The sequence below is a fragment of the Bifidobacterium sp. genome, from assembly GCF_022647885.1.
In the GTDB taxonomy this organism is placed as follows: Bacteria; Actinomycetota; Actinomycetes; order Actinomycetales; family Bifidobacteriaceae; genus Bombiscardovia.
This window is the reverse complement of record NZ_JALCLM010000001.1, coordinates 2,158,537-2,184,068: the sequence shown is the minus strand read 5'-3', so window position 1 is coordinate 2,184,068 and position 25,532 is coordinate 2,158,537. Positions and strand designations below refer to the sequence as shown.

The 25,532-nt window shown below is 49.1% G+C and carries 25 protein-coding genes; 8 read left to right on the top strand and 17 right to left on the bottom strand.

From position 1 onward, the window contains the following. Positions 1 to 154: 154 nt before the first annotated feature. The 6 genes from trmD to ffh form a co-directional block, all read right to left on the bottom strand. Entirely contained in the window at positions 155 to 973 is an 819-nt protein-coding gene (trmD, locus tag LKI20_RS09180) for a tRNA (guanosine(37)-N1)-methyltransferase TrmD (protein ID WP_291773023.1), read from the bottom strand. Positions 974 to 1,194: 221 nt separating this feature from the next. Then, a complete protein-coding gene (rimM, locus tag LKI20_RS09175) occupies positions 1,195 to 1,788 on the bottom strand; it encodes a ribosome maturation factor RimM (RefSeq protein WP_291773021.1) in 594 nt (197 codons plus the stop codon). Positions 1,789 to 1,797: 9 nt separating this feature from the next. Next, on the bottom strand, positions 1,798 to 2,031 hold the full coding sequence (locus LKI20_RS09170) for an RNA-binding protein (protein WP_291773020.1): 234 nt from the start codon (positions 2,029 to 2,031) through the stop codon (positions 1,798 to 1,800). A 1-nt stretch (position 2,032) separates the two neighbouring features. After that, positions 2,033 to 2,497 (bottom strand): 30S ribosomal protein S16, encoded by a 465-nt coding sequence (gene rpsP, locus LKI20_RS09165; protein ID WP_291773018.1) that lies wholly within the window; start codon positions 2,495 to 2,497, stop codon positions 2,033 to 2,035. A gap of 353 nt (positions 2,498 to 2,850) precedes the next feature. Further along, on the bottom strand, positions 2,851 to 3,927 hold the full coding sequence (locus LKI20_RS09160) for an endonuclease/exonuclease/phosphatase family protein (protein ID WP_291773016.1): 1,077 nt from the start codon (positions 3,925 to 3,927) through the stop codon (positions 2,851 to 2,853). Positions 3,928 to 3,935: 8 nt separating this feature from the next. Next, positions 3,936 to 5,561, bottom strand: a complete 1,626-nt coding sequence (gene ffh, locus LKI20_RS09155; protein WP_291773014.1) for a signal recognition particle protein — start codon at positions 5,559 to 5,561, stop codon at positions 3,936 to 3,938. 300 nt (positions 5,562 to 5,861) lie between these two features. Here ffh and spxB point away from each other — a divergent pair, with 300 nt between their 5' ends. Then, positions 5,862 to 7,709 carry a pyruvate oxidase gene (spxB, locus tag LKI20_RS09150; protein ID WP_291773011.1) on the top strand — a complete coding sequence of 616 codons (1,848 nt, stop codon included), beginning with the start codon at positions 5,862 to 5,864 and terminating at the stop codon, positions 7,707 to 7,709. A 164-nt stretch (positions 7,710 to 7,873) separates the two neighbouring features. Here the strand turns inward: spxB and cysS are convergent, their stop codons facing one another. Next, positions 7,874 to 9,472, bottom strand: coding sequence for a cysteine--tRNA ligase (gene cysS / locus LKI20_RS09145; protein WP_291773512.1), 1,599 nt, complete (start codon positions 9,470 to 9,472; stop codon positions 7,874 to 7,876). 102 nt (positions 9,473 to 9,574) lie between these two features. Between cysS and LKI20_RS09140 the strand changes: the two genes are divergently transcribed. Further along, the gene (locus LKI20_RS09140) at positions 9,575 to 10,297 is read left to right on the top strand and encodes a type 1 glutamine amidotransferase (protein WP_291773009.1); all 723 of its coding nucleotides are present in this window, start codon (positions 9,575 to 9,577) and stop codon (positions 10,295 to 10,297) included. Between the two features lie 154 nt (positions 10,298 to 10,451). Continuing rightward, positions 10,452 to 12,455 (top strand): ABC-F family ATP-binding cassette domain-containing protein, encoded by a 2,004-nt coding sequence (locus tag LKI20_RS09135; RefSeq protein WP_291773007.1) that lies wholly within the window; start codon positions 10,452 to 10,454, stop codon positions 12,453 to 12,455. Between the two features lie 122 nt (positions 12,456 to 12,577). On the opposite strand, the gene ilvN is transcribed toward LKI20_RS09135, so the two are convergent. From ilvN to coaD, 7 genes are all read right to left on the bottom strand, one after another. Then, positions 12,578 to 13,132 carry an acetolactate synthase small subunit gene (gene ilvN / locus LKI20_RS09130; RefSeq protein WP_291773005.1) on the bottom strand — a complete coding sequence of 185 codons (555 nt, stop codon included), beginning with the start codon at positions 13,130 to 13,132 and terminating at the stop codon, positions 12,578 to 12,580. Between the two features lie 17 nt (positions 13,133 to 13,149). Then, positions 13,150 to 15,066: an acetolactate synthase large subunit gene (locus LKI20_RS09125; protein ID WP_291773003.1), complete on the bottom strand. Its 1,917-nt coding sequence runs from the start codon at positions 15,064 to 15,066 to the stop codon at positions 13,150 to 13,152. Positions 15,067 to 15,268: 202 nt separating this feature from the next. Then, on the bottom strand, positions 15,269 to 16,042 hold the full coding sequence (gene rnc, locus LKI20_RS09120; protein ID WP_291773001.1) for a ribonuclease III: 774 nt from the start codon (positions 16,040 to 16,042) through the stop codon (positions 15,269 to 15,271). A gap of 141 nt (positions 16,043 to 16,183) precedes the next feature. Beyond that, on the bottom strand, positions 16,184 to 16,378 hold the full coding sequence (gene rpmF, locus LKI20_RS09115; protein WP_034886490.1) for a 50S ribosomal protein L32: 195 nt from the start codon (positions 16,376 to 16,378) through the stop codon (positions 16,184 to 16,186). A 139-nt stretch (positions 16,379 to 16,517) separates the two neighbouring features. After that, on the bottom strand, positions 16,518 to 17,117 hold the full coding sequence (locus tag LKI20_RS09110) for a YceD family protein (protein ID WP_291772997.1): 600 nt from the start codon (positions 17,115 to 17,117) through the stop codon (positions 16,518 to 16,520). A 21-nt stretch (positions 17,118 to 17,138) separates the two neighbouring features. Then, positions 17,139 to 17,906, bottom strand: a complete 768-nt coding sequence (locus LKI20_RS09105; RefSeq protein WP_291772995.1) for a cell division protein — start codon at positions 17,904 to 17,906, stop codon at positions 17,139 to 17,141. Continuing rightward, positions 17,903 to 18,400: a pantetheine-phosphate adenylyltransferase gene (coaD, locus tag LKI20_RS09100; protein ID WP_291772993.1), complete on the bottom strand. Its 498-nt coding sequence runs from the start codon at positions 18,398 to 18,400 to the stop codon at positions 17,903 to 17,905. The genes LKI20_RS09105 and coaD overlap by 4 nt, the downstream gene beginning before the upstream one ends. 181 nt (positions 18,401 to 18,581) lie before the next feature. Here coaD and LKI20_RS09095 point away from each other — a divergent pair, with 181 nt between their 5' ends. Continuing rightward, a complete protein-coding gene (locus tag LKI20_RS09095) occupies positions 18,582 to 18,878 on the top strand; it encodes a DUF3039 domain-containing protein (protein WP_434734956.1) in 297 nt (98 codons plus the stop codon). A gap of 168 nt (positions 18,879 to 19,046) precedes the next feature. Here the strand turns inward: LKI20_RS09095 and LKI20_RS09090 are convergent, their stop codons facing one another. Then, positions 19,047 to 20,063 (bottom strand): aldo/keto reductase, encoded by a 1,017-nt coding sequence (locus tag LKI20_RS09090; RefSeq protein WP_291772991.1) that lies wholly within the window; start codon positions 20,061 to 20,063, stop codon positions 19,047 to 19,049. Positions 20,064 to 20,195: 132 nt separating this feature from the next. Here LKI20_RS09090 and LKI20_RS09085 point away from each other — a divergent pair, with 132 nt between their 5' ends. Then, a complete protein-coding gene (locus LKI20_RS09085) occupies positions 20,196 to 20,606 on the top strand; it encodes a MerR family transcriptional regulator (protein WP_291772988.1) in 411 nt (136 codons plus the stop codon). 67 nt (positions 20,607 to 20,673) lie between these two features. On the opposite strand, the gene LKI20_RS09080 is transcribed toward LKI20_RS09085, so the two are convergent. Next, positions 20,674 to 22,038 carry a nicotinate phosphoribosyltransferase gene (locus LKI20_RS09080; RefSeq protein ID WP_291772986.1) on the bottom strand — a complete coding sequence of 455 codons (1,365 nt, stop codon included), beginning with the start codon at positions 22,036 to 22,038 and terminating at the stop codon, positions 20,674 to 20,676. 184 nt (positions 22,039 to 22,222) lie between these two features. Here LKI20_RS09080 and LKI20_RS09075 point away from each other — a divergent pair, with 184 nt between their 5' ends. From LKI20_RS09075 to rdgB, 3 genes are all read left to right on the top strand, one after another. Then, the gene (locus LKI20_RS09075) at positions 22,223 to 22,861 is read left to right on the top strand and encodes a Pr6Pr family membrane protein (protein WP_291772983.1); all 639 of its coding nucleotides are present in this window, start codon (positions 22,223 to 22,225) and stop codon (positions 22,859 to 22,861) included. Between the two features lie 91 nt (positions 22,862 to 22,952). After that, entirely contained in the window at positions 22,953 to 23,717 is a 765-nt protein-coding gene (rph, locus tag LKI20_RS09070; RefSeq protein ID WP_291772981.1) for a ribonuclease PH, read from the top strand. A gap of 29 nt (positions 23,718 to 23,746) precedes the next feature. Next, on the top strand, positions 23,747 to 24,406 hold the full coding sequence (rdgB, locus tag LKI20_RS09065; RefSeq protein WP_291773509.1) for an RdgB/HAM1 family non-canonical purine NTP pyrophosphatase: 660 nt from the start codon (positions 23,747 to 23,749) through the stop codon (positions 24,404 to 24,406). 84 nt (positions 24,407 to 24,490) lie between these two features. Here rdgB and LKI20_RS09060 read toward each other — a convergent pair whose 3' ends face one another. Continuing rightward, on the bottom strand, positions 24,491 to 25,492 hold the full coding sequence (locus LKI20_RS09060; protein WP_291772980.1) for an AEC family transporter: 1,002 nt from the start codon (positions 25,490 to 25,492) through the stop codon (positions 24,491 to 24,493). Positions 25,493 to 25,532 lie beyond the last annotated feature (40 nt).

Genomic DNA, 25,532 nt, shown 5'->3' with positions numbered 1-25,532 from the left:
AATTGGTGATAAGCCGATTCTTGTGGTGTGAAGAAGATCAACGCTTCGAGTGCTGCACATACTGGGTTCACTGCACATACTGGGTTGTACTACATGAAAAGAGCTCGCTAAAAGCACCGAGTTCGCTACGTGCAGCTCAGTGAGCTGTATATCCTTAGTTGAGCGCTTTTGGGTGCACTCCGCTGACCTCCCAGCCAAGTGCTATGAGGGTTTTGCGGTCGGCTTTATCTAGCTCTGCACAGTTCAATGATTCAATGAGATCCGGTCTGATTTCGCTGGTTCGGGTTAGAGCATCATCTCTGCGGAAACGATTAACTTTGGCGTGATCGCCGCTCAAAAGAACCTGTGGTGCCTCATGGCCGCGCCACAATGCTGGTTTAGTGTATTGGCGATGCTCGAGCAGGGACTGAGCGCCGGTATAGGATTCCTCGATGATGGAGTCGGGATTGCCCATGAAACCAGGTAACAATCTGGTAATTGCCTCAAGCATCACGCATACTGCGACTTCGCCGCCATTGAGCACATAGTCGCCGATTGAATATTCCCGAACATCGATATGTTGTTGACGATAATGCTCGGGGAGACGGGCATCATATCCTTCGTATCGTCCGCACCCGAAAATCAGATGTTCTGCATGAGAGAGTTCAGTTGCGTCACGTTGTGTGAATAGCGGTGCTGACGGGTTTGGAAGTATCAGTATGGCAGAAGAAGATTCGCGTTGGGTTGCAGTGTCTGCGCCCTTGTTCACAGTTAAGAGTTCATCGAGGCAATCTGCCCACACTTCTGGTTTCATCACCATGCCGGCCCCACCACCGATGGGAGTATCATCCACAGAATGATGGATATCGTGAGTCCAGTCTCGTAAGTTGTGTGTCTCAACTTGCAGTAGCCCGTGTTCTTGTGCCTTGCCCAACAAGCTGATATCAAGGTTGTGGAAATAATCGGGGAAAACAGAGACTATATCGATACGCATATGATTCACCATATCTGAAACTGTGCCATTTCCTTCCTGAAAGTGTGCGATGTAGCACGCAAGGTATTACATTTACGGCGTGTCGTATGCCATGTTGCACACTTTGCTCATTCCATACGGATTGAAACTGTGGAACTTGGCATGATGGAGCCGCAAATCGAGCCACCTGACGTGCTGTTTCGCACAGTTCAGGGAGAGAAGATAATCGTGAAGGTGAGAAATTAGCTATGAGATTGCGGGTCAGGGATGAGCCCGCCTGGAGGATCAAGAGTGATGTAGCCTTCATCCAGAAAAACCTCGGGGACGATTTCATCAACGAATGGAACGAGGGACTTCACCTCATCACCTTCGGCTGAGCGAGAGGTGATTTCTAGAATGGATTGAGCAGCGCCTTCAAGTACGTCGCTGACTGTTCCTACAAGAGTGTTCTCAGGTAGGCCAAAAGTATTGCCGTCAACTAGTCGCGCTTGCAAACCGATGAGATCAGATGGATACCATGCGTCTTGTTCCGCCATGGTTTCTGCTGAATCTGCTTCGCAGAAGAGCTCGGTGCCATTGAGAGCTTCTGCTGCCGTGCGATCTTCCACACCTTCAAACAGTACGATCCATCGCAGTTTGAAACTTCTGGAACGCAAGACCACGAAAGTACGGCCGTCTTGAGTGAAAAGGGTGGCGCCTGGGGCAAAGCGACGCTCAGGTTCATCAGTGAATGCCAAAACATTCACCTCGCCCTTAAGACCCTGTGCTCTGCCGATTCGACAAACCCTCAGTAGCTCTTGCTGCTGAGGGTCGTCACTGCTGTAATGTTCGTTCACGTCAGCCGTTCACCTACGTACATCCATAATGTCGACGCGTACTTTGTGGTCGGACAAAGCCTGAGCCACGGTACGAATCGCATTAGCTGTACGCCCGCTACGACCGATAACACGACCGATATCCTCAGGGTTTACACGCACTCGGAGCAACTCTCCGCGGGTGTTCTCGTTGGATTTAACGGAGACATCGTCGGGAAAATCAACGATGTTCTTAATGAGATGTTCGACTGCCTGCGCGAGCATGTTACTTGGCCTCTTCTTCGGAGGATGCTGCTTCAGCGGCTTCCTGTGCAGGAGCTTCTTCTGCAGCCTTTGCGGCTTCAGCCTTAACCTTCGCATCTGCTTCAGACTTGGCGGCCTTCAGCTTCTGTGCTTCCTTGTCGGCCTGCTCAATACGAGTTTCTGCATCAGCGCCGGTTTCGGGAGTCTTCAACGTGCCTTCTGCACCAGGAAGGCCCTTGAACTTCTGCCAGTCACCGGTAATCTTCAGCATATTGAATACTGCATCGCTTGGCTGTGCGCCAACGCCGAGCCAGTACTGTGCTCGTTCGGAATCAATCTGGATCAATGAAGGCTGCTTGTTGGGATCGTATGTACCGATCTCTTCGATAACCTTGCCGTCACGCTTTTTGCGTGAATCTACGACCACGATGCGGTAGTAGGCATAGAACTTCTTGCCCAGACGCTTCAGACGAATCTTGGTTGCCAAAATGGCTCTCCTTGTTAACTTGGGTGCTTCGCGTGATACATGTGTGGGGCACATACATCCGTTCAGCGTGTCCTCATACGTACGGGGTTAGAGGGCGCCGTCCGCATGAATAACAATGGGTAATTATAGGCATACCGCTGTATTTTCCGCTACTCCGGTGTGGTGATTACCTATTCTCCGTGTTGTAGGGTCTGCGAGGTACCTGTGGCCGGTCGCCATATCCGCCATATTGGTGTCTGGTTTATACAGAAATACCTCGTTACATGGGGCACGAAGTTAATGCGTAGTGAGTTAAGAAGACGGCTGCACCAGCGAGAGCGAGGGAATCTGCTTAGTAGCTGTGCTTGTTGCGTTTACACGATACCAAGGGTGGCGAGAACAGCACGATGGTCACTGCCTGGAATCGCTAAAGGAACAAGTTTTATGGGGTATACACCTGGTGTGAACAGCACGTGATCTAGCTCGATAAGTGCGGGCACACCCTTCCATGACGAGGGGAATGTGCGATGATATCCGTCGCAAAGCTCATACGAGGAGTCGAGAAAGCGCGAGTTCTGCAGCATCTGTCTGAATACGGGATGATACATACTTGAATTGAGATCGCCAAGAACAACGGTGTCGTTAAGAGAGATGTTAGGTGAGTCTGTGGTGTAAGAAGTCTCGTCGTAATTGCCTAATTCGCCTAATTGAGAAATACCCTGATGCCAAAATCGGCCACCGCGTCCTGGCGATTTAGGGTGTACCGATGCAAAACGAATCTTTCTATTATTAATGCTCAACGTTGCCGCAGGAACTGCAGCCGCGGGTAAATTGATAGAAGATTCTGAGCTTTCTGAGGGCTCATAACGTAGCAAGAGGGCATTACTGCCGCCGTTGTCATCGTCACGAGATGTACCAGTAACAGTAAATGGCAACTCAGCATGTACGCCTGCTGATTCTAGAGCATCAAGCAGCTCAGGGGTAACTTCTTGTAGTGCCAACACATCAACATGATTGCTAGTCACCACCTTGCGAATAGATTGTGCATCAGCGCGACCAAATCGGCAATTAAGGCTCATCACATGTAGTACCGATGTTGACAGCTCTGTCGTTGTCTCTTGAGCGTTGTTTGTGGAGGGAACAAGTTCTGGTCGCTGTTTGTGATAATTCCGTCGCTGTGACACACCGCAGATCCTGAGAAGAGGTTTCGGCAAATCAACATACATAATGCTATGCCAGAGCAGCTGTATACAGAGCAGCAGGACGGCTATAACGCCCTGAGACCACGATGAATAAGCAATCGCGATTGCCAAGATCACCAGAGTTGGTATCCATAGCAGGGGAATCAAAGCAATGAGTTCAGGCAGTGGACGGTACATATCCCAGCGAGTTGGAATGTGTCGCAACCCCATCCACAAGGCAATCACTGCACAGCAGAGCCAAAGGAACATAAGTCTTCTTAGTTGCCTAGCAGACCACCAAGGCCGCCACCTAGATTAGGGGGCAACTCCGGCATGCCATCGGGACCCTGAGCTTTCTTGCTAAATGCTGAACCTGAAGATTTTGTGCTGTTCGTACTAAGGCGTTCGCGCAACGCTCTTTCTTCGGCCTCACGTTTCATAGGGTTGCCTGATTTGGAATTGCGTTTCTTAGACTTCTTGCCGCTTTTCTTGCCTCCGCCCACAGCACCGCCCATGCCTGGCATGCCTGGCATGCCTGGCATCCCCGGCATACTACGAGAGCCGTTGCTCATACGCCGCATCATTTTGGAAGCTTGTTCGAAACGTTGTAACAACCCATTTACCGCTGAAACAGTAGTGCCTGCACCATAAGCGATACGAGCACGGCGCGAACCGTTAATGATTTTTGGCTCGTGTCGTTCCTGAGGAGTCATCGAATTGATGATAGCTTCGGTTCGATCAATTTCCTTCTCGTCAAATTGTTCGAGTTCTTTGCGGTGTTGAGCCATACCCGGGATCATGCCGAGAAGACTCTTCATTGATCCAAGTTTACGAACTTGTTGGAGCTGCGCCATGAAGTCGTCAAGACCGAAATTACCTTCAGACAGTTTCTCTGCAGCTTGACGTGCTTCTTCCTCATCGAACTGTTTTTGTGCTTGCTCGATTAGCGTAAGAATATCGCCCATATCGAGGATGCGCGAAGCCATACGGTCAGGGTGGAAGACTTCAAAGTCTTTGAGACCCTCACCCGTTGAAGCGAACAGAATTGGCTTACCCGTGACACTGGCTACTGACAGTGCTGCACCGCCGCGTGCATCACCATCAAGTTTGGAAAGCACCACGCCAGTGAAATCGACGCCCTCATCAAAGGCTTTGGCTGTCTGCACAGCATCTTGACCAATCATGGCGTCGATGACGAAGAGAATCTCATTGGGCTGCACAGCGTCGCGAATATTGCGAGCTTGAGTCATGAGCTCTTGGTCAACGCCGAGACGACCTGCGGTGTCGATTATGACGGTGTCGTACAGTTTGTCTTGAGCCAAGCGCACCGACTCACGAGCGACCTTCACAGGGTCGCCAGTGGACTGGCCAGGAGAAACCACATCAGATGCGCCGGATTGCACCCCTGGTTCTGGTGCATATACAGGGACACCTGCACGCTCACCGACTACCTGAAGCTGTGTGACAGCATTAGGGCGCTGCAAATCTGCAGCAACCAGCAGGGGCGTGTGACCCGTATCTTTCAGCCAATACCCCAATTTGCCGGCCAAGGTGGTTTTACCAGCACCTTGCAGACCTGCAAGCATAATGATTGTGGGTGGTTTCTTAGCAAAGTTCAGTGGGCGATCTACCCCTGAACCGAGAACCTTTGTCAATTCTTCGTTGACAATGCTCACAATCTGTTGTGCAGGATTGAGAGCTTTGGAGACTTCCTCACCCAATGCTCGTTCACGCACCTGAGCAGTGAAAGAGCGGACCACATCGAGAGCGACATCAGCATCTAGCAGTGCGCGACGAATCTCTCGAATAGTGGCATCAATATCTGCGGGTGTGAGTTTGCCCTTGGAGCGCAGATGTTTGAAAGCTCCGGATAGTCTATCGGTCAAAGAAGTGAAAGCAGCCATAGTGATATAAGTCTAACGGTCTGGTCGGAGATTTGCTGGTGCTAAGCGTGAAAGTCTCGCGAGAGCATGTGGAGTGCTGACACTAAGTGATGTGTGATGAAGCTCATACAGTGCTACGGACTGTTGCTGAGATTGCGATGTTAATGTGTTTGTAGCGGTGCAGTGAGGCACTCAAGAATTGGCGGTAAACAGTGCTGTATAACCGACAATGAAGCCTTGGGGGAGTGCTTTCGCAGCTGAACTGTACACCAGAAAAAAATCTGCACAAAGGGCAGACACAATCGACGCAAAGGAGCGATCATGGCCAAGAACGTCATTCAGTTTGGATTCGATAGCACAACGGCGAACCAGCACAAGGAAGGAACCATTAAGGCAGGTGTTGCAACTGTTAAGGTTCTGGAATCCTGGGGCGTGAAACATCTGTATGGCATTCCAGGCGGATCAATCAACTCCATAATGGATGCTCTGTATGTTGAACGCGAGAACATTGATTATATTCAAGTCAGGCATGAGGAAGTCGGTGCTATGGCGGCATCAATGCACGCTAAATATACAGGCCATATTGGTGTGTGCTTCGGTTCTGCGGGACCAGGAGGTACACATACCCTAAATGGTTTGTATGATGCGCGAGAAGAGCATGTACCTGTACTGGCATTGATTGGTCAGTTCGGTACGGCTGGACTGAATATGGATACTTTCCAAGAAATGAATCAGAACCCGATTTACGCCGATGTAGCTATATACAATCGACAGGTTTCCACAGCAGCTCAAATGCCTCATGTGATTGACGAAGCTATTCGTCAAGCGTATTCCAAAAATGGGGTTGCAGTGGTGCAAATACCTGTAAATCTTGGTTGGGAGGATATCCCTGCTGACGAATGGTATTCAGCGGCACACTCATTCCGAAGGTACCCTAAACCAATACTGAATACTGTAGATATAGCGGCAGCTGTCGAATTGCTTAATGCATCCGAGCGCCCGTTGATTTTCGCTGGCGTCGGAACTCGTGGCGAATCCCAAATAGTGATGGATTTGTGCCGGAAAATCAAGGCACCTTTGGCAAATACAGGTATTAGCTTTGATAATTTTCCATCAGACTTTGAAGCTCTTCTCGGTAGCCCGAATCGCGTGTCAACTAAGCCCTCCGTCGAGGTATTCCCCGAGGCAGATACGGTGCTTTTTGTGGGAAGTAATTACCCGTTTGCAGAAGTTTCCAATCTGTTTAAGAATGTGCGCAAATTCATTCAGATCGATATTGACCCCGCCAAACTTGGCAAAAGACACAATGCAGATGTGGCAATTCTTGGCGACGCTGGTGATGCGTTGCGCGCTATTTACGAGGATGTTGATGAGAAAGCTGAATCCGGATGGTGGAGAGCTAATTTAGCTAATGTTGCTAACTGGAATGCTTATGTACATAAGTTAGAGAAGAAGCGCGAAGGGGATCTTCAGCTCTATCAGATTTATGATGCCATCAATGAGCATGCGCAAGAGGATGCTATTTTTTCAGTTGATGTTGGTGACGTTACTCAAACTTCGATCCGACACCTTCATATGAATCCTAAGCAGATGTGGCGTACATCATCACTGTTTGCCACTATGGGTATTGGTATTCCAGGCGCGTTAACGGCCAAGGTTGATTTTCCTGATCGTCAGGTGTGGAACCTCGCTGGAGACGGCGGCTTCAACATGGTGATGCAAGATTTAGCGACCGAAGTGCAATATCATCTCCCCATTATCAACGTGGTGTTTGCAAACAAGCAGTATGGCTTCATCAAGGATGAACAGGAAGACACCAATCTTGGTTTCTTGGGTGTGCAGTTTATGGATATTGACTATGCCAAATTGGCTGAGTCAATGGGAGCCGTGGGCTATACGATTACTGCAATCTCAGAAGTACATGATGTTTTTGAGAACGCTATGAAAGATATTAGCGAAGGCAAGACTGTCCTTATCGACGCAAAAATTAGTGGCGACCGTCCACTACCAGCTGAAATGTTGGAACTTGACCCTCGTATTAGCACTCCAGAACAGATTGCAGAATTCCGTAGGCGCTATGAAGCTGAGGACTTACAACCGTTGAGTTATTACCTAGCTAAAGAAGGGCTTGATTCAAGCGTTTCGCGCATTGAACAGGGTGGTTTCTAAGGTCGAAACGGCATAGATTGTCGTTTGTGTAGGGATTTGAAATTATCAGCGTCATATCTGATGATGGAATCGGCACCATTGCAACAATGGTGCCGATTCCATAGTTGCGATTCAAGATAAAATCCCTACACAAAAAGCATCTCGGCGCAAATATTGTATGAGATTCAGTGTTTGAGACTCCAAGACGAGCCATTCGGGGTGTCCTCAATAAGCACGCCGGCAGCACTCAGTGCATCTCTGATAGCGTCAGCCTTAGCGAAATCGTGGTTGATGCGTGCCTGTGTGCGGGCTTCGAGCTGCTCTTGAATCAATGTGTCTAGCACGCTCTCGTGTGAATCCTGCTCATCTATGGATGTATGTGAGGCCCATTGTTCAGAGAGTGGGTCAAGTCCGAACACGTCAAGCATCGCGCGCACCTGTATCAGGGTGAGGCGAAGAGTATCGAGTTGAGATTGCTGGTCCAGCTTGTCATCGAGTTGTGACAGCAGGGTGTTCCCGCTACGAATAGTTGCAAAAATTGTTGCTAGCGCGCCCGACACATTAATGTCTTCATTCATAGCTGTCACGAAGTCTGCGGGCAAGCTATCAGCGTTCACATCCTCGATTGCCATACGATTGGGTTGCTCTCCAAGCGCAGCACCAGCTCTCTCAACAAAGTTTGAAATCCTCTCAAAGGCACTTGACGCTTCGTTGAGCGTTTGATCGCTCCACTCCAACATTGATCGATACTGTACGCAGGCGAGTGCGTACCGAACTACCCAAGCTGGATGAGCATCTAATACTGCTGTGACGGCAAGCCCATTACCAAGAGACTTGCTCATTTTTTCACCCTTTTGTGTTACCCAAGCAGAGTGCATCCAATGTTTGGCAAAGCCCCATCCAGCTGCATGAGACTGAGCCATCTCATTTTCGTGGTGAGGGAAGCGCAAATCCAAACCACCACCATGGATGTCGAAGCTATCGCCAAGATAACGGTGACTCATAGCAGAGCACTCGATGTGCCAACCAGGTCTGCCCACACCGAAGGGTGTCTGCCAACGCGCCGTCTGAGGGTCACTCTCCTTGGGGGCTTTCCACAAAGCGAAATCACGCGGACTATGTTTGCGATCAGAGCTATCAGCAGCATCGACAGGATTGTATTTGTCGTCACCAATTGCATCAATACTTGGTCCCATACGATCTGCCACTGCTGCGCTATCGTCTGCTGCCTGCGTTCCAGTCTCTTGATGTGTCAAGGCCCCATACTCTGGCCAGGAATCGACATCGAAGTACACATTGCCAGAAGGATTGCCTTGTTCGTCAGGAACTACATATGCGTGCCCCTTATCAATAATTCGTTGAATCAGATCGACCATGTCGAGCACATGACCTGTGGCGCGAGGTTCATATGTAGGGGGTAATACCCCAAGAGTGTCATAAGCGTGAGTGAACTCGCGTTCGTAAATGTATGCACGTTCCCACCACTGTTGGCCTGCAGCAGCGGCTTTAGCGATAATCTTGTCGTCAATATCTGTGACGTTGCGTACAAATGTAACCTTGTATCCAAGCTTCATGAACCAGCGTCGAACCACATCGAATGCTACGGCGGCTCGGATATGCCCCACATGAGGAGAACTCTGAACGGTAGCACCGCACACATAAATGCCAACTTCGCCTGGAGTAATCGGAGTGAAAGGCTCAACCTGGTGACTCGCTGTGTCGTATAGGCGCAGATTTGATGCTGCTGAGGTGCTGGAAACAAGCGATTTCTGGCGTGTGGTCATGTAATTGAGAATATGCACGATGAACGACAAGAGCAAGGGGGAAGGGGATGACATACTGCCTTCCTGATTCGCGATTTACATAAGTGATGACACAATAGAGGTATGCCAAAACCTCAGGTGCTTATTCTTCAACATGCGCAATGGGAAAAACCCGGCAGGATTCTTGAATGTTTAGAAGACGTTGGTCTGCAGACTACGACCATGAATATCACTCATCAAGTTAAGCCTGACCTGCCTGATTTCCAGGACATAGCTGGTCTGGTTATTATGGGTGGCCCAATGGGGGCGACAGATTTTGAACAGTACCCAGGCTTAAAAAAAGAAGCTAAACTCGCTCGCGCCGCAATAAGTGTAGGGAAACCAGTTATTGGTGTGTGTTTAGGGCAACAGATTATCGCTACAGCGCTGGGTGCGAAACTCACACCAGGAGCTGTTGATGAGGTTGGCTTTGCTCCAATTAAGCGACTCGCGCAACACGATTATTTCTCTATGTGGAGCAAACAATTGCATGTATTGCATTGGCACCATGATGTCGTTGGTTTGCCTGAAGGTGCTGAGCCGTTGGCGCGCTCAGATCAGACCAAAGTTCAGGCATTTCGCATAGGTTCGGCATTAGCTATGCAATTTCACCTTGAAGTGAGTGGACCATTGCTCGAAGAGTGGCTCGCGGAGCCCGCAATGACTAAAGGTCTAAAGAAGTCACAGATTTCGCAGATTCGAGACGATTTTGCTGAATTCAATACTCAGTTACAGCCTTTGGCTGATTCGGTCTTCTCAGGATTTGCAGCGCGCTGTTCCACCTATGCTGCCTATCTACAGCGCTAAAGCTTATATATAGCATGTCTGTAAGCTGTTATAGAAATAGCAGTTTATGAAAATACGAGTGCAGCGCTAGGCGCAGCGTTTGATTAGACAGACTTCGCAAATTGTCAGATGAATCAACAATATCTGTGCAAGCATGCGGCTACATTGGAGAATCATGCCGATATATGATTTGGGACTTGAACATGTGGACCTCTCCTTCGCCACAACAACAATTTTTACCGATGTGACACAAGGCGTATTTGAAGGCGATCGTATCGGTATCGTCGGTCGCAATGGTGGAGGTAAATCCACTTTGCTGCAGTTGCTTTCGGGAGCACAGCAGCCTGACGATGGCAGAGTCACTAGACGCAACGGTCTCAGTTTTGGCATGCTTGATCAACGTGATCCTCTGGACGATGCAATGACCGTGCGCGAAGCAGCTCTAGAAAATCGAGAGGATTATGAGTGGGCTGCCGATGCAGACTCGCGCGATATTGTGCAGGCATTGCTAGGTGGTATTAGTCTCGATGCTAAAGTTGCTTCACTCTCAGGTGGGCAACGCAGACGAGCCGATCTTGCAAGACTCCTGCTCCATAACTGGGATATTCTCGCATTGGACGAGCCAACCAACCATTTGGATATCGTTACTATCCACTGGTTGGCAGAACATCTGCAGTCTCGTTGGTCAAAAGGTAGCGGTGCGCTACTCCTAGTTACCCACGATCGCTGGTTCTTGGACGAAGTGTGCCAGAGTATGTGGGAAGTTCACGACGGTACTATAGATCCTTTTGAGGGGGGTTATAGCGCCTATATGCTGCAACGCGTGGAACGTGACAGACAAGCTGATGTGATGGAGAACAAACGCAGAAATCTTGCTCGAAAAGAATTAGCATGGCTCACACGTGGTGCCAGAGCTCGCGCAACTAAGCAAAAATTCCATGTTAAAGCGGCTAATGAGTTGATAGCAGATGTGCCGCCAATGCGTAACGCTTTAGAGCTTCGACAAATGGCGACTTCACGTTTGGGCAAACAGGTAGTAGATCTGCTTGATGTGACACAGATTTATCAGCATAGTGATGATGAAACTGCTCAGATTGCTAATGTGGTTGACTCACCTTATGCGCAGGCCCCGCTAACCGGTTCTGTTGACATACTGGTTGATGAGCACTCCAAGCAACACATAGATGAGACTGATGCGAGCTCCATCAATCAAGAAGCTGAAATATCAGCGGCTAAGCGAGTAACTATCAGCGGACGAAAAGTTCTTGATGATGTGACTTGGCTGATTGGCCCGGGGGATCGTTTCGGTATCGTCGGTGCCAACGGCGCTGGGAAATCAACACTGCTCAGCATCATAGACGGCACATTGAAACCAACTGTCGGTCGAGTGCATATCGGTAAAACAGTGAAGTTTGCTGTGCTTACACAGCGTCTAGATGAACTTGAAAAGCTTGGTCCGTATCGAATCCAAGAAATTCTTGCTAGATATAAAAGCAGCTATATGGTGGAAGGCAAAGAGGTTACACCTGGTCAGCTGATGGAACGACTAGGATTCGAGTCATCTCAGCTGATGACTCGAATTCAAGATCTTTCAGGTGGACAGAAACGTCGTATGCAATTGCTGCTGATTCTGCTTGATGAGCCGAATGTATTAATCATGGATGAGCCAGGCAACGACTTAGACACCGATATGCTCGCGGTGATGGAAGATTTGCTGGATACGTGGCCTGGCACATTGATTGTTGTATCGCATGATCGCTATTTACTCGAACGTGTTACTGACCAGCAATACGCTCTGTTGCAGGGTAAGGTACGGCATCTGCCTGGGGGAGTGGATGAATATTTGCAACTCGTAGGTGTTGAGCAGCCAGAAAGCGGAAGTGTGTCATCGCAAGATGACAGTAGTAGCGTCGTGTTGAATGCCAACGATGAAGATCAACAGGATGCAAAAGCGCAAAGGGTAGCCAAACGCGAAGCCAGCAAAAAAGCGAACGCCATAGAACGTAGATTAGCCAAGCTTACACAGTCAAAAGAGGGGCTTGAGCAACAGATGGCCCAGCATGACCCGGCCGATTTTGAAGGTCTCAATTCTCTTAATGAGCAGTTGCAATCATTGTCGCAGGAATCCGATGCGTTGGAGGAAGAGTGGCTCGAGCTGTCGGAACTCATCGAGTCCTGATTCGGTTCAAGCCGACTCCACATTCGAAACTGTGCATATGAGCACGTGAAGCATGACCAAATAGGTGCTTCACGTGCTCATATGCACAGTTTCAGAATAGGCAGATAAGGAGCCGTGGGAAGTTAGCGACCGGTGACGGTCGAACCGATGACCTTCTCGCTTAACGCCTTCGGTCCACGCGTAACAGCTACTGCGCCTGAACGGACTAATTCGATGACGCCGTACTGCTCCAACAAGCCGAGCAAAGCGTCGAGTTTGCCTTCGGCGCCGGTTGCTTCGATTGTTAGAGATTCAGGATGCACGTCGACCACTCGCACGCGGAATAACTGCACAATCTCTAATACGTCAGAGCGGTTATGCTCGTTAGCTGCAACTTTAATCAGCACCAGCTCTCGTTCGACGGTGCTATCGGGGTCGAGTTCCACGATTTTGAGTACATGCAAGAGTTTGTTGAGCTGTTTGATGATTTGTTCAAGGGGAACGGTTTCAACATCTGCAGTAACGGTGATACGCGAGATATCAGGTCGCTCTGTTGGTGAGACCGAAAGCGAATTGATGTTAAATGCTCTACGCGCGAATAGACCGGATACTCTGGCCAAGACACCTGGACGATTTTCGACAAGCACTGAAAGAGTGTGACGTTCGGACCCTGGACGTGAAGCTGGATAGTTCACCATAATGCTTTGCACCTCTCCTAATTCTTCTCGTCGTTGGTGTATGACTCCGTGGATTTCACTCGTGAAGGAGTGGTTGTTGCGTCGCGTAGTGGTTCGACTCCTGGCTTATAAATCACCGAATCGTTCGATGTCCCAGCAGGAACCATCGGCCAGACCATAGCATCTTTCCATACTCGGAAATCAATCAATACAGGTCGATCGTTAGTCGCATTTGCCACGTCAATTGCCTCAAGAGCTTCCTCTTTGGTAAATGCGCGAATACCTAGGCAACCGTAAGCTTCAGCAAGTTTCACAAAATCTGGAATGTCTACGATATCCTGCGAAGGTGTAGCTTGTTGCTCTCCGTCCTTAAGATTCGTTGCAGAGTAGTGCTTACCGTAAAACAGCGTTTGCCATTGACGGACCATCCCATAAACCGAATTATTGAGAATAGCGATCTTTATTGGTGTGTGGTCGAGAAATGCAGTGGCCAATTCTTCAGAAGTCATCTGGAAACTGCCGTCGCCATCAATTAGCCATACAGCTTTGTTCCCATCAAACTCTCGAGTTGATCCAATGCTTGCCCCGATTGCCGCTGGAAGTCCGTAGCCCATTGTGCCCAAGCCTCCAGATGAAATCCAAGATTGAGGATTCTCAAAGTCAACGAGCTGACTGGCCCACATCTGGTGTTGACCGACGCCTGCGACCCAAATGGTGTCGGGGTCTGCTTTGGCTGAAAGCTGCTGAACTACCCATTGCGGTGCTAGAGAACCATCTGTGGGTTCTTCATAATCGACAGGATAATCCTTTTTCCAGTCATTGATGACTTGCCACCAGGCTTTCAGGCGAGGCTTGCCCTGTATGGCTTGCACTCGTTCAATCTCAGGAATCAAGTCGTCAAGAACTTCGGCAACATCACCGACAATAGGAACATCCGCTTGTCGATTCTTGCCGATTTCAGCTGGATCAATGTCGATGTGAATCACCCGTGCAGTAGGCGCAAAATCGTCCAACTTACCAGTCACTCTGTCGTCGAAGCGTGCACCTATAGCAACGAGCAAGTCTGATCGCTGTACCGCAGCGGTTGCGGCGACTGTGCCATGCATACCCAACATACCCAGAGTTACTGGGTCAGAATCAGGGACAATACCTCGGGATTGGAGAGTGGTCACGATGGGAGCACCGGTGACATCTGCCAGCTGCTTCACCTGCTTAGACGCATGAGAGCGCATAGCGCCACCACCGACATACAGCACTGGTCGATAGGACTGAGCAAACAAATGCGCTGCATCGGAAAGCACATGACCATGTGCCTTAGTGGTGGGATTGTATCCTGGCAAAATCATGCGCTGCGGCCAAGAGTAAAACATGTCCTCAATCTGCGCTGTTTTGGTCAAATCAACCACAACTGGACCTGGGCGACCGGATTGCGCAATGTAATAGGCTTCTGAAAGTACTCGAGGGACATCTTGTGCCCGAGTCACCAGGAATGAATGCTTGGCAACCGGATAAGTGATACCAACGATATCGGCCTCTTGGAAGGCATCTGTACCGATGGCACTGACGCCGACCTGTCCTGTGATGACTACCAAAGGAACTGAGTCCATCATTGCATCGGCAATAGGGGTGACCATATTGGTGGCCCCAGGACCGGAAGTGACGATGCATACCCCCACACGACCTGTAGAGATGGCATAACCTTCAGCAGCATGGCCAGCAGCCTGCTCATGACGTGTAAGGATGAAACGGAACTTCACATCATCGTGTATCGCGTCATAAGTTGGGAGGATTTGGCCGCCTGGAATACCAAAGACATCTTCGACACCCAGATCTTGCAGCGAACGAACCAGCGCTTGTGCGCCGGTCATTTTTTCACCTTCTGTTATTGGTGTTTCGGATGTTTCGCGGCTTCTTGGAACTCCGCTGAATGCCTGCAATGGTGTTGGCAGTACCATGATTTCCTCTCACTTCGCACTGCTGCGAGTACGGTGTCATGCACATGCTATCCCATGACGATCACGGTCGGCAGGTCACCATGTGAACGTTCGAGATGCGATGCCGGTCCGCTTGTGGCAGGAGGCATGTTGTTATTGTGCGTATCTACATAGTGTATGCATAAGTGCGACAGTTGAGGGTCGCGTTTCAAATGACGGGACGTTATTTGTGAATGTTGTTGCTATCATTGAGATTTTCGGACTTGATATCGTGTTGACTCAAAGAGTTCCAAGCCTTCTGCGCTGCGGCAAGCTGGGCTTTACGCTTGCTTGAACCTTCACCTGTGGCTAGTGCTTCATCCTCTTCACCAAGGAACACTGTGGCCGTGAAGACTTGTTGGTACTCTGGCCCAGATACTTGCATACGATACCGTGGCTCGCCCCTGCCGAGACCATGCGCCTTAACGGTTAAGGATGTTTTCCAATCGAGTGCAGGACCTTCGGTGGCAACTTCCGCTAGGGTATCGTCAATCAAACGATGAACTGTTATTCGAGCTCCTTCAATGCCGTGTTCAAGGAACACTGCACCGATGAGAGATTCGACTGTATCGCATAGGATTGAGTCTTTGTCGGCACCGCCGCTATCTGTTTCGCCGTGTCCTAGCAGTATGTAGGGCCCTAATTGCAAGATTTTTCGGGCGATCGCTGAGAGTGCTTCCTCTGAAACCGCTTTTGCGCGCATTTTTGCTAATGAACCTTCAGTCATATCGGGATGAAGGGAAAATAACGTTTCTGTAGAAACCAGTTCAAGCACCGCATCGCCTAAGAATTCGAGACGCTCATTATTGGGCATTCCGGGATGCTCATGTGCAAAGGAACGGTGGGTGAGAGCATGCACCAGCAGTTCGGGGCTGATGGAACTTCCAAGTCTGGTCAGCAACTCGTCTGCAGCATTATTGCCTAACACAGCAGATGATTCTTGTTCATGACTCATCATTGATTGCCTTCCCACACCATCCTGGGTGCGTTTGTTGAATTCACCATGTGCCCGATACAGAGCACTTGCTCTTATCAGCATATTAAAAAACCCCGCCACCCGTCGATGGCAGGGTTTCTATTACCGTTCTGGCAAGTCGATTCACTTGGTGAATACGGACTTGATAGCATCCTTGTAAACGCGACCGCGGAAAGATCCGCAGCTTGGGCATGCCACATGTGGCAACGCGGGTGCTCCACAATTTGGGCACGTCACGGTTTTTGTGGCGGACGTTTTCCAGTTCGCGCGGCGCGAATGCGTATTTGCGCGCGAGGTCTTGTACTTTGGCAGTGCCATGATATCCTCTGTTCGATCGAATGATTGAGCTTAAGCGTTCAGTATCCTAGCGCATGAACCGTACATTGTCATCCTGTGTCGGTTTTTATGCAGCTACAACAGCCGAATAGCTTCAGTGTTGTTTGGTATATGCTGCGTCTTATTGCTGGTTTTGCTGAGAGTCAAGTTGTGCTTTAAGACCTTCGAGGGCTGCCCATCTGATATCAGAAATATCGTGGGTATGTTCTGGATTGTCATTAAGGTTGATTCCACATTGAGGACACAGACCTAAGCAGTCCTCTTGGCATAAGGGCTGCAGTGGAAGTGATTCAACTAGGTTGTCTCTCAACAGTGATTCGAGATCGATTATTGCGCCTCCTGCTGCAACAGGATAAACGTCCTCTGACTCGTCTTCACCGGCGATGATATCTGCATCATCGTTATGTTGCTCTCCTTGATCGCTAACATCAAAAGAAAAGAACGCAACAGTATTAACATCCCAAGCGCTGCTTAAGGGTTTAAGACAGCGTGTGCACTCAGCGTGCACAGGTGCAGTGATCTGCCCATTGAGGATTAATCCGTCAACAATAGAGTCGATGCTTCCCGAAACGTGCACCGATTCGCCTTCGCTCACACCAATAATTTGATCGCCAATACCACTCGGCGCAGGAAAGTCTGCGTCCAATTCGAGACTTTGTCCTGGACGTCCCGAAACACTGAGTACATTAACTGCCCATTTGGAATCTTCTGCTCTACTCATATCCCCTCCGAGTTGTCGATTCTATACGTCATTGTGGTGACGTTGTTCGGCTGCCTGCTTTTGACGCTCTTGCAACACTGTCATACCGGCGTGTACATCATGCTGTAACTTTTCCAGCTGCTGATCCAAGCCTTCCATCATTGACATCGAATAGTGGTCTGCTCCCTGAGCCAGCCGATCGGCCTTCGTCTGTGCATCTTCAAGAATATCGTGTGCCTTGCCTTGTGCAATGGCCACAACATTTTCTTGCCCTGCAAGGAATTGAGCTTGCTCGTTAGCTTCTTTGACCATATCTGCGGCTCTGCTTTGCGCTGCAGAAACTATGGCATTAGCTTGTGTTCTGGCGGCATCAAGTCTGCGTTCAGCTTCGCGCATAAGCGCTGATGCCCTTTCCAACTGAACTGGGAGCATCTTTTTCAGCTCTGCCATCTGAGAGCTCAGCGCTTCTCGATCCACCTTTACTACGTTCGGGGTGAACAATACAGATTTGCCCTCATCCAAGGTGACATCCATCGCATCGATAATGTCATAAACCGTAGTGAATTCCTCTTGAGATGTGCCGTCATCTGGGATGTTGTTTTGCGATAGGTTTGAACCTTCACTCAAATCGGGTATGTCATCCATATTGAACAGTGGTGGTGTTGTTGTTTGAGTGGGGAGGTCTTGCGGTCCTTGTGCAGGAATGACCACTTTGCCGGTGTCATCTGAAACAAAGTCATGTCCAACGTGCTCGTGTGAAGCTGTGTCATCAGAGACCGTACCGTGTGAAGCTGTGTCGTCTGCCATCATCGTTGACTCTTTTCGTGGTTGAGTGCCTTCGCGAGCATCGGAACAACGCAATTCGGAACCATCCCTGTTACGTCACCGCCGTGTCTGGCCACATCCTTGACTATAGAACTGGAAATGTGCTCGCGCACGGGGTCAGCCGGAAGAAAAACGGTTTCAATGTCAGCTAGCTGTCTGTTTACTAAAGCCATTCCTAATTCAGCTTCGTAATCTCCGTTTTGCCTCAGACCTTTGACAATTACTGTTGCCCCAATACTCTTGCAATAATCGGTTATTAGACCATCCGTGGAAGAGACATGTACTGTTGAATACCCTGATTCATCCAAAGCCCTTCGAATCATTTGCACACGTTCCAGTTCTGAGAATAACGGTGTTTTTGCCGAGTTGACTGCGACGAGTACATGAACTTCTCCAAAGAAGCGTGCACAACGTTCGATCACATCAATATGTCCTGATGTGACCGGGTCGTAAGATCCCGGGCATACTGCAATAGTCATGTACTCAAGAGTAACTCGTTAAGTGGGATGAAGTGCATATGCTTATATCAGCGTGGGTATATGTCGTCTCCAACTTGGCGCAGACGACTAATAGGCTCAGGGAGAACGGCCCGCGCCGTGTTTGGGGTGTGCAATTCCTATGATGGAGTACATGAGTACCAATGGGCGCAGCGAGGAATCCATGATGATGAACAACTACGACGAGTCACAAACACCACTCTCGAGTCCCGACGAGGGCACGGGCACAGCAGTATTGGAACGCCCGGAGGTTAAAGAAGAAACTGAGCATAGCGAAGGGGGAGATGCTGATCGCTTTGCACACTATGTTTCGAAAGAACGTATTGCTCAATCACGGTTAACGGGCAGGCCTGTAGTTGCGTTGTGTGGAAAAGTATGGGTACCAAAGCATGATCCTTCGCAATATCCCGTTTGCCCAGACTGCAAACGTATTTATGAAGAAATGCAGCGTGGAAATTAGCGTTGTGCATGCTCCGCTGTCGTTTGTGTAGGGATTATTACTGAGATTTGTCTTGTTGTACCGTATCATTTTTCTGGATTCCGCAGTATTCTGCGGTTTCCTGTGGCTTCGCACAAAGGTTCTATTTCTTAATCCCTACACAAACGTTTCAACAGTGTGGTATCCGAGTTACAGCTGCTGGTCTAAGCTCAATTCATCAATGTTGCTGAGTTCCTCACGAGAGAATTCCGTGTTTTCCAGTGCCCCTATGTTGTCGAGAATCTGTTGAGGCTTTGAGGCTCCTATCAGCACACTAGTTACCGATGAATCACGAAGAATCCATGCGAGTGCCATTTCAGCGAGAGTCTGTCCACGATTCTGAGCTATATCGTTCAAAGCCTTCATTCGTTGTAAGCGCTCTTCATTGATCAGCGATTCAGAGAGAAAGCGGCCATCTGTTTTGATACGGCTGTCTTCTGGAATGCCATTGAGATATCGTCCCGTTAATAGTCCTTGTGCTAGTGGACTGAAGGTAATAAGTCCTTTGCCAAGTTGTTCGGCGCTGTGTAAGAGACCATTGTTTTCAATGCTTCTGTCAAAAATTGAGTATCTATTTTGATTAATCACAAAAGGACAATGCAACTCATCAAGGATGGCTGATGCACGTTGCATGGTTGCACCGTCATAATTTGACAAACCTACGTATAGAGCTTTGCCGCTGTGCACTGCCTGAGCTAGTGCTCCCATGGTTTCTTCAAGTGGGGTTTCGGGATCTGGACGATGATGATAGAAGATATCAACGTAGTTCAATCCGAGACGTTCCAAGCTCTGGTCCAAACTTGATAGCAAATATTTGCGACTGCCCCAGTCACCATAAGGACCGGGCCACATGTCATAGCCAGCTTTGGTGCTGACAATGAGCTCGTCACGGTAGCTGGCGAATTCTTCACCAATGATTCGTCCGGCGTTGCGTTCAGCTGCACCTGCACTAGGACCATAATTATTAGCTAAATCGAAGTGGGTTATGCCGTTGTCGAAGGCTGTAAAACACAGCTCTTTCATGTGCTCATACATACCGGTATCGCCGAAGTTATGCCAGAATCCGAGACTAACCGCAGGTAGTTTGAGACCGCTGCGCCCTGATCTCCGGTATTGCATGTGCTCATAACGTGTGCGTGATGGCGTGTAAATGGCGGTATCTGCCATGAGTGCTCCTTTGTCTCTTTGCGCAAATCCCAGAACAGGACTTTCTTACTGCATTAGAGCTATAGTGTCACTTCAAGTGCACTTGAACGCAAATGAATCTGAGAATATCTGGATAAGGATGAGGTGAAGAATATGGCTGAATACACCATCCAAGAGCTTTCGCAGAGATTTCATATGAAAGCCTCGGCTCTTCGTTATTACGAGGAGTGTGGTTTGCTCGGCGAGATTGAACGCTCCGCGAGCGGACAGCGGATATATTCAACAGAGGATGTTGGTCGTATAGAGTCTATTGTGTGTTTCAAAGATGCGGGGATGACCATTGATGAAATTCGTCGATTCTTTGCATATGAAGCTGACGAGGCAGGGCATATTGGGGACATGCTCATACTGTTACGAAAGAGACAGCAGGCCATTGTGGCACAACGCATTGCGTTGGAACAGGCTTATCACCATGTGCAGCAAAAAGTGAGATATTACTCGGCTGTGCAGCACAGCGTACATACCGGTGGGCAGCACCCACAGTGGTCTGATTTTTCGCAATAGTCTGGCTGTTTGATACCTCGGCATAGTGACAGACAGGTCAATTATCAAGCCCCGGGCAAGCAGAAGTCTACAAAGTGACAACCTCTGTCGGTATAACAGGATCACCCTTCATAAGGCTTTGAGCAGTGATTGGAAGCTCGGATAGTGCTTTAGCGCGATAATCATGGGCAATACTGATTGCTTCATGTCCTTGATAACGTGCATCCGCTTTACCGTTTTGCATATAGTCAACCAGCAAATTCTTCCAATCAGCGCTGGGCGTGAACGCTGAGAGTTGTTCTTCGGAACCCGAAATGACATGCTCGCCATCGGCTAATCCATATTCATATGACCGATATGCTAATTTGCGTCCGGGCACGGTAGCTTTGTCGGGAGATTTCTTGGCTACAGGAACCATTATGCCGTCTGAACCTTCTCGTTCGGACAGCTTATATACCATCGCGCACGTTGGAGCGCCAGAACCAGTGACTAGCATCGTGCCAACACCGTAGGAATCTACGGGAGCAGTCTGCAGACTAGCTAGGGCATATTCATCGAGATCATTGGTGACAGTGATAGTTGTTGTTGTTGCTCCAAGTGCGTCCAGTTGATTTCGTACACGTTGTGCCAACGAAGCAAGATCGCCCGAATCAATGCGGACACCACCGAGTTGTGGTCCTGCAACCTCAACAGCGGTTTTTACCGCTTGTTCGATATCGTAGGTATCAGTCAACAGAGTGGTATCAAGCCCTAAAGCATTAATTTGGGACGTGAATGCATCTCGTTCTGAATCGTGTAGCAAAGTAAAACAATGAGCCGCAGTGCCAATAGGTTTGAGACCATACAGTTTGGCGGCTAGGAGATTCGCTGTGCCTTGGAATCCTCCGACCACCGCTGCTCTAGAAGCTGCTACAGCCGACCATTCGTTCGTTCTACGCCCGCCCATATCCATACAAGGTCTGCCGCTTGCTGCTGAGGCCATACGTGAAGCAGCAGACGCCACAGCTGAATCGTAATTGAGGATTGAAAGAATCAAAGTTTCCAGAAGTGTGCATTCGGCGAAGCTGCCCTCGACCTGCAGGATTGGTGAATTTGGGAAAAACATTTCGCCTTCGCGATAGCCGCTGATATTTCCTGAGAATTCAAAGTGCTCAAGCCATTGAAGAGTTTCCTTGCTGACTATGTGTTTGTCTGCAAGAAAACGAAGATCATCTTCGCCCAAATGGAAGGATTCCAGCGCGTCGAGGATACGCCCTTGCCCAGCAGCTACGCCGTAACGTCGTCCTGCGGGAAGATGCCGAGTAAATACTTCGAACACACATCGGCGCGCAGCTGTGCCATCCTGTAAGGCAGCATCCAACATGGTGTACTCATACATATCGGTCATTAGAGCTGTGGGGTATGAGTAATCAGTCGAGTTTCGAACTGAATTCCGTGCCGTGTCGTCACTCATGGTGTCCTCTTTTCGTGAAGTCCAATATGGACTCGTTATCATGCGAATCCTCGACATTCTGGGTACAAGAGTACTCAATGGGCAGTATGCGCCAGTAGATTCGTTACTCCTCGAGTCTGCCTCGATGTTCGCTGGCATGTATGCTTGCTCGATTTCACAACGATTTGGGCATTAAGCTATGCGTATGAGATTTTTTGTTGCGTTGTACCGCTTTGTTATTGCATTCTTCTGCTTCGCTGGAACTTATGAAGCGTGGTTGTCGGGTATAGGTAATCGATGGGTGTATTTCACTGTACAAACGAATGTGCTTCTCGGTGTGGTGATGTTGTGGGCTGGAGCCGCAACGTTGTTGAAAGGAATCCAACCGCCAGCCTGGATTAAGGGATGTCTGACGTTGAATATTGTGGTTACAGGTTTGGTTGCATGGCTTGTTTTGCCGCCAGCGAATCCTGCGACTACCGCATTTGCTTTTGGAATGATGACCACCACGATGGTACATATCATCGTGCCGATTATGGCGACTGTTGATTTTCTACTATTTGATCCACACCGTCGTTTCCCATGGCACTACACCCTCAGCTGGTTAATCTACTTCCCGTTCTACTTGGCCTTCGTGCTCATTAGGGCTCAAATATGGCCGCACTCTGGTCCTGAAGCGGGTGGTAATCCATACCCTTATGGCTTTATCAATCTGCAAGAACTCGGATGGGAACAAACAGCTCTGAATTGCGTGGAATATTTGGGAATGTTCTTCGTGCTGGCCTTGGCGATTTTTCTCATAGATAGGATTTTGCCGAAGCGCACAGCGTTGACTGCACAATGATTCTTTGTGCTTACCACAAATAACGTGAGATATCGGCGCTTGTCTTCTTTTCAGGTTAGCGTCATGAATGCTGATGAAAGGCTGTGATTGTATGGTGCAGATAAAAGACATGTTGGAAAATGGGAAAGTGATGCGTCCAGACGGACGTGCAACGGATGAGTTGCGTCCTGTTCGCATTACACGGCATTGGACAGATGCTCCTGAAGGTTCAGTGCTTATCGAGTGCGGAAACACTAGAGTGATGTGTACTGCTTCTTTCACCCCTACACTGCCACGCTGGCGTAGAGAGTCCGGTCTTGGTTGGGTTACTGCTGAGTATGCGATGTTGCCGCGGGCCACGTCACAACGCACCGATAGAGAATCAGTGAAGGGAAAGATTGGCGGCAGGACACACGAGATTAGTCGGCTGATAGGCCGTTGCTTGCGTGGAGTTGTAGATATGAAAGCTCTCGGAGAAAATCAAATTCAGATTGATTGCGATGTGTTGCAAGCAGACGGTGGCACACGTACTGCCTCAATCACAGGAGCCTATGTTGCTTTGGCAGATGCTCTTGATTGGGCACAAGCACATCACCATATCAAGGACAAGCGCAAGGTGCTTAAGGAAGCTGTTTCAGCTGTCTCTGTGGGCGTAATTGATGGAACGCCAATGCTTGATCTGCCCTATGTTGAGGATAGTAAGGCTATGACTGACATGAATGTTGCTATGACTGGATCAGGCGCATTTATTGAAATCCAAGGTACTGCGGAACATCGGCCATTTAATCGTGAAGAGCTTAATATTTTGCTCGACTTGGCCACTAAAGGTAACAAAGAGCTGCAGCAGGCTCAACAGCAGGCTTTGGAGCAGGTATGAGTGATACGCAGGGAGCTCAATCTGAAAAGCTGACACTTGTTGTGGCAACCCACAACGAAGGCAAATTGGTGGAGATACAGCGCATTCTGGCAGATGACCTCGGACCGGATGCCAGTCATATTCAGCTAGTCACCGCGGGGTCATTGGGGTTGCCTGACCCCGTAGAGACTGGTGTAACTTTCGAAGAAAACGCCCTGTTAAAAGCACGCGATGTTGCCAGTCGAACGAATCTGCCGGCTTTGGCTGATGACTCGGGGTTGATTGTTGATGTGCTTGGTGGAGCGCCGGGAATTCTATCCGCCCGCTGGGCAGGAGTGCATGGGCACGATAACGCTAATAACGCCTTGTTGTTGGCTCAGATTGAGGATATTCCTGATGGTAAGCGTGGTGCCCGTTTTGTATGCGCCTCCGCTTTAGTGATTCCAAGTCAGGACTCGCAGACAGCCGAAGCATCGGCCGAGTTTGTACGATTCGGAGAGATGAAGGGCTCAATCATTCGTAAGGCGAGAGGTGAACACGGATTTGGTTACGACCCAATCTTCGTTCCTGATGACCAGCCTGAGCGCGTGGATGAGGATGGTCGACCGCTCACCTCGGCGCAGATGAATTCCAGCGAAAAAAATGCCATATCCCACCGTGGTAAGGCTATTAAGGCCATTACTGAAGTCATTTCGCAACACCTGCTGTAATAGTCAAGAGGTCACTGAACGAGCGGGGGAGACGCTTGATGTATGTTTCACTCGTCTGAGCAGTGACCTCATTTGTAGGCGATGTTAGACCTGAATGAGCAGATTCATGGCAGTCATCAGTATCAGTGACAATATTCCTGTGCTAGCTAGAGTGAATCCTGCTAGTTTTGCATTGCCAAGAACTTTATCGGTAAAGAGTGTGCTGAACACGGCTGTAGGTGCTAGGCATACTAAAATAACAGCCTTACTAACTGCAGGGCTGAAAGGTAATAGATACCAAGCAGCTAAGCTGAAAATCACAGCGAAACCGAGTTTCCATCCAATAACACGAAGAACGGCAGTAATATCTTTTCGTGATGATGGCAGATCCATCAACATACCTACCATGAGCATTGAGCAAAAACCGTTGGCATTAGAAATTGGTTCCATGAATTGACTAATCCATAGAGGTATACGCCAACCGATAAGCATCAACAACACCATCACGATATAGGTGTCAAATGGCACAGAAATCATGAAGCTTTTTAGAATACCGCGTAAGTGCGCTCGTCGGTTCAGCCTTCGAGCGTGTTTGTCAAGAATGCGTATGTATGGCATCACGGTTGCTTCACCAGCATTTTGTGCATTCAAGGGTTGGCCTTGTGGAATATGTAGCAAGGCTGTGGTCAGTACATACATTCCAGCGCAAGCCATAATGGAATTACCGATGTCAAACATGATGACTGGCATGCTAGCGGAGGCACCCATCAGTGCCGTGACCACAGGAAGACAGAAATTGCCAACATTCATGCCACAACCATTGAGCATGGTAAACACCCTGTCACGGACAGGAGTGTGTCTGGTCGCTGCAAAAATAGTGAGTAGAGGAATAAGACTGGTGCTCATGCCAAATAACGAGAGCCACAGCATATTTAGCTGGTGCTCGTTGGTGGCGAAGGAATGAATAATAGCGGCTGGAAGGGTGAAGTTGAATACCACACCTTGCATCACTCGGTAATCGCGGGGTTTGAAAATCCCTAAACGTTTCAAGCCATAACCCGCGACTATCACGGCGAGCAAGGTCAATGGTTGGATGACTCCTTGCACAACGACCCCCTACTGTGAAATACACCTTTGTCATCATTGT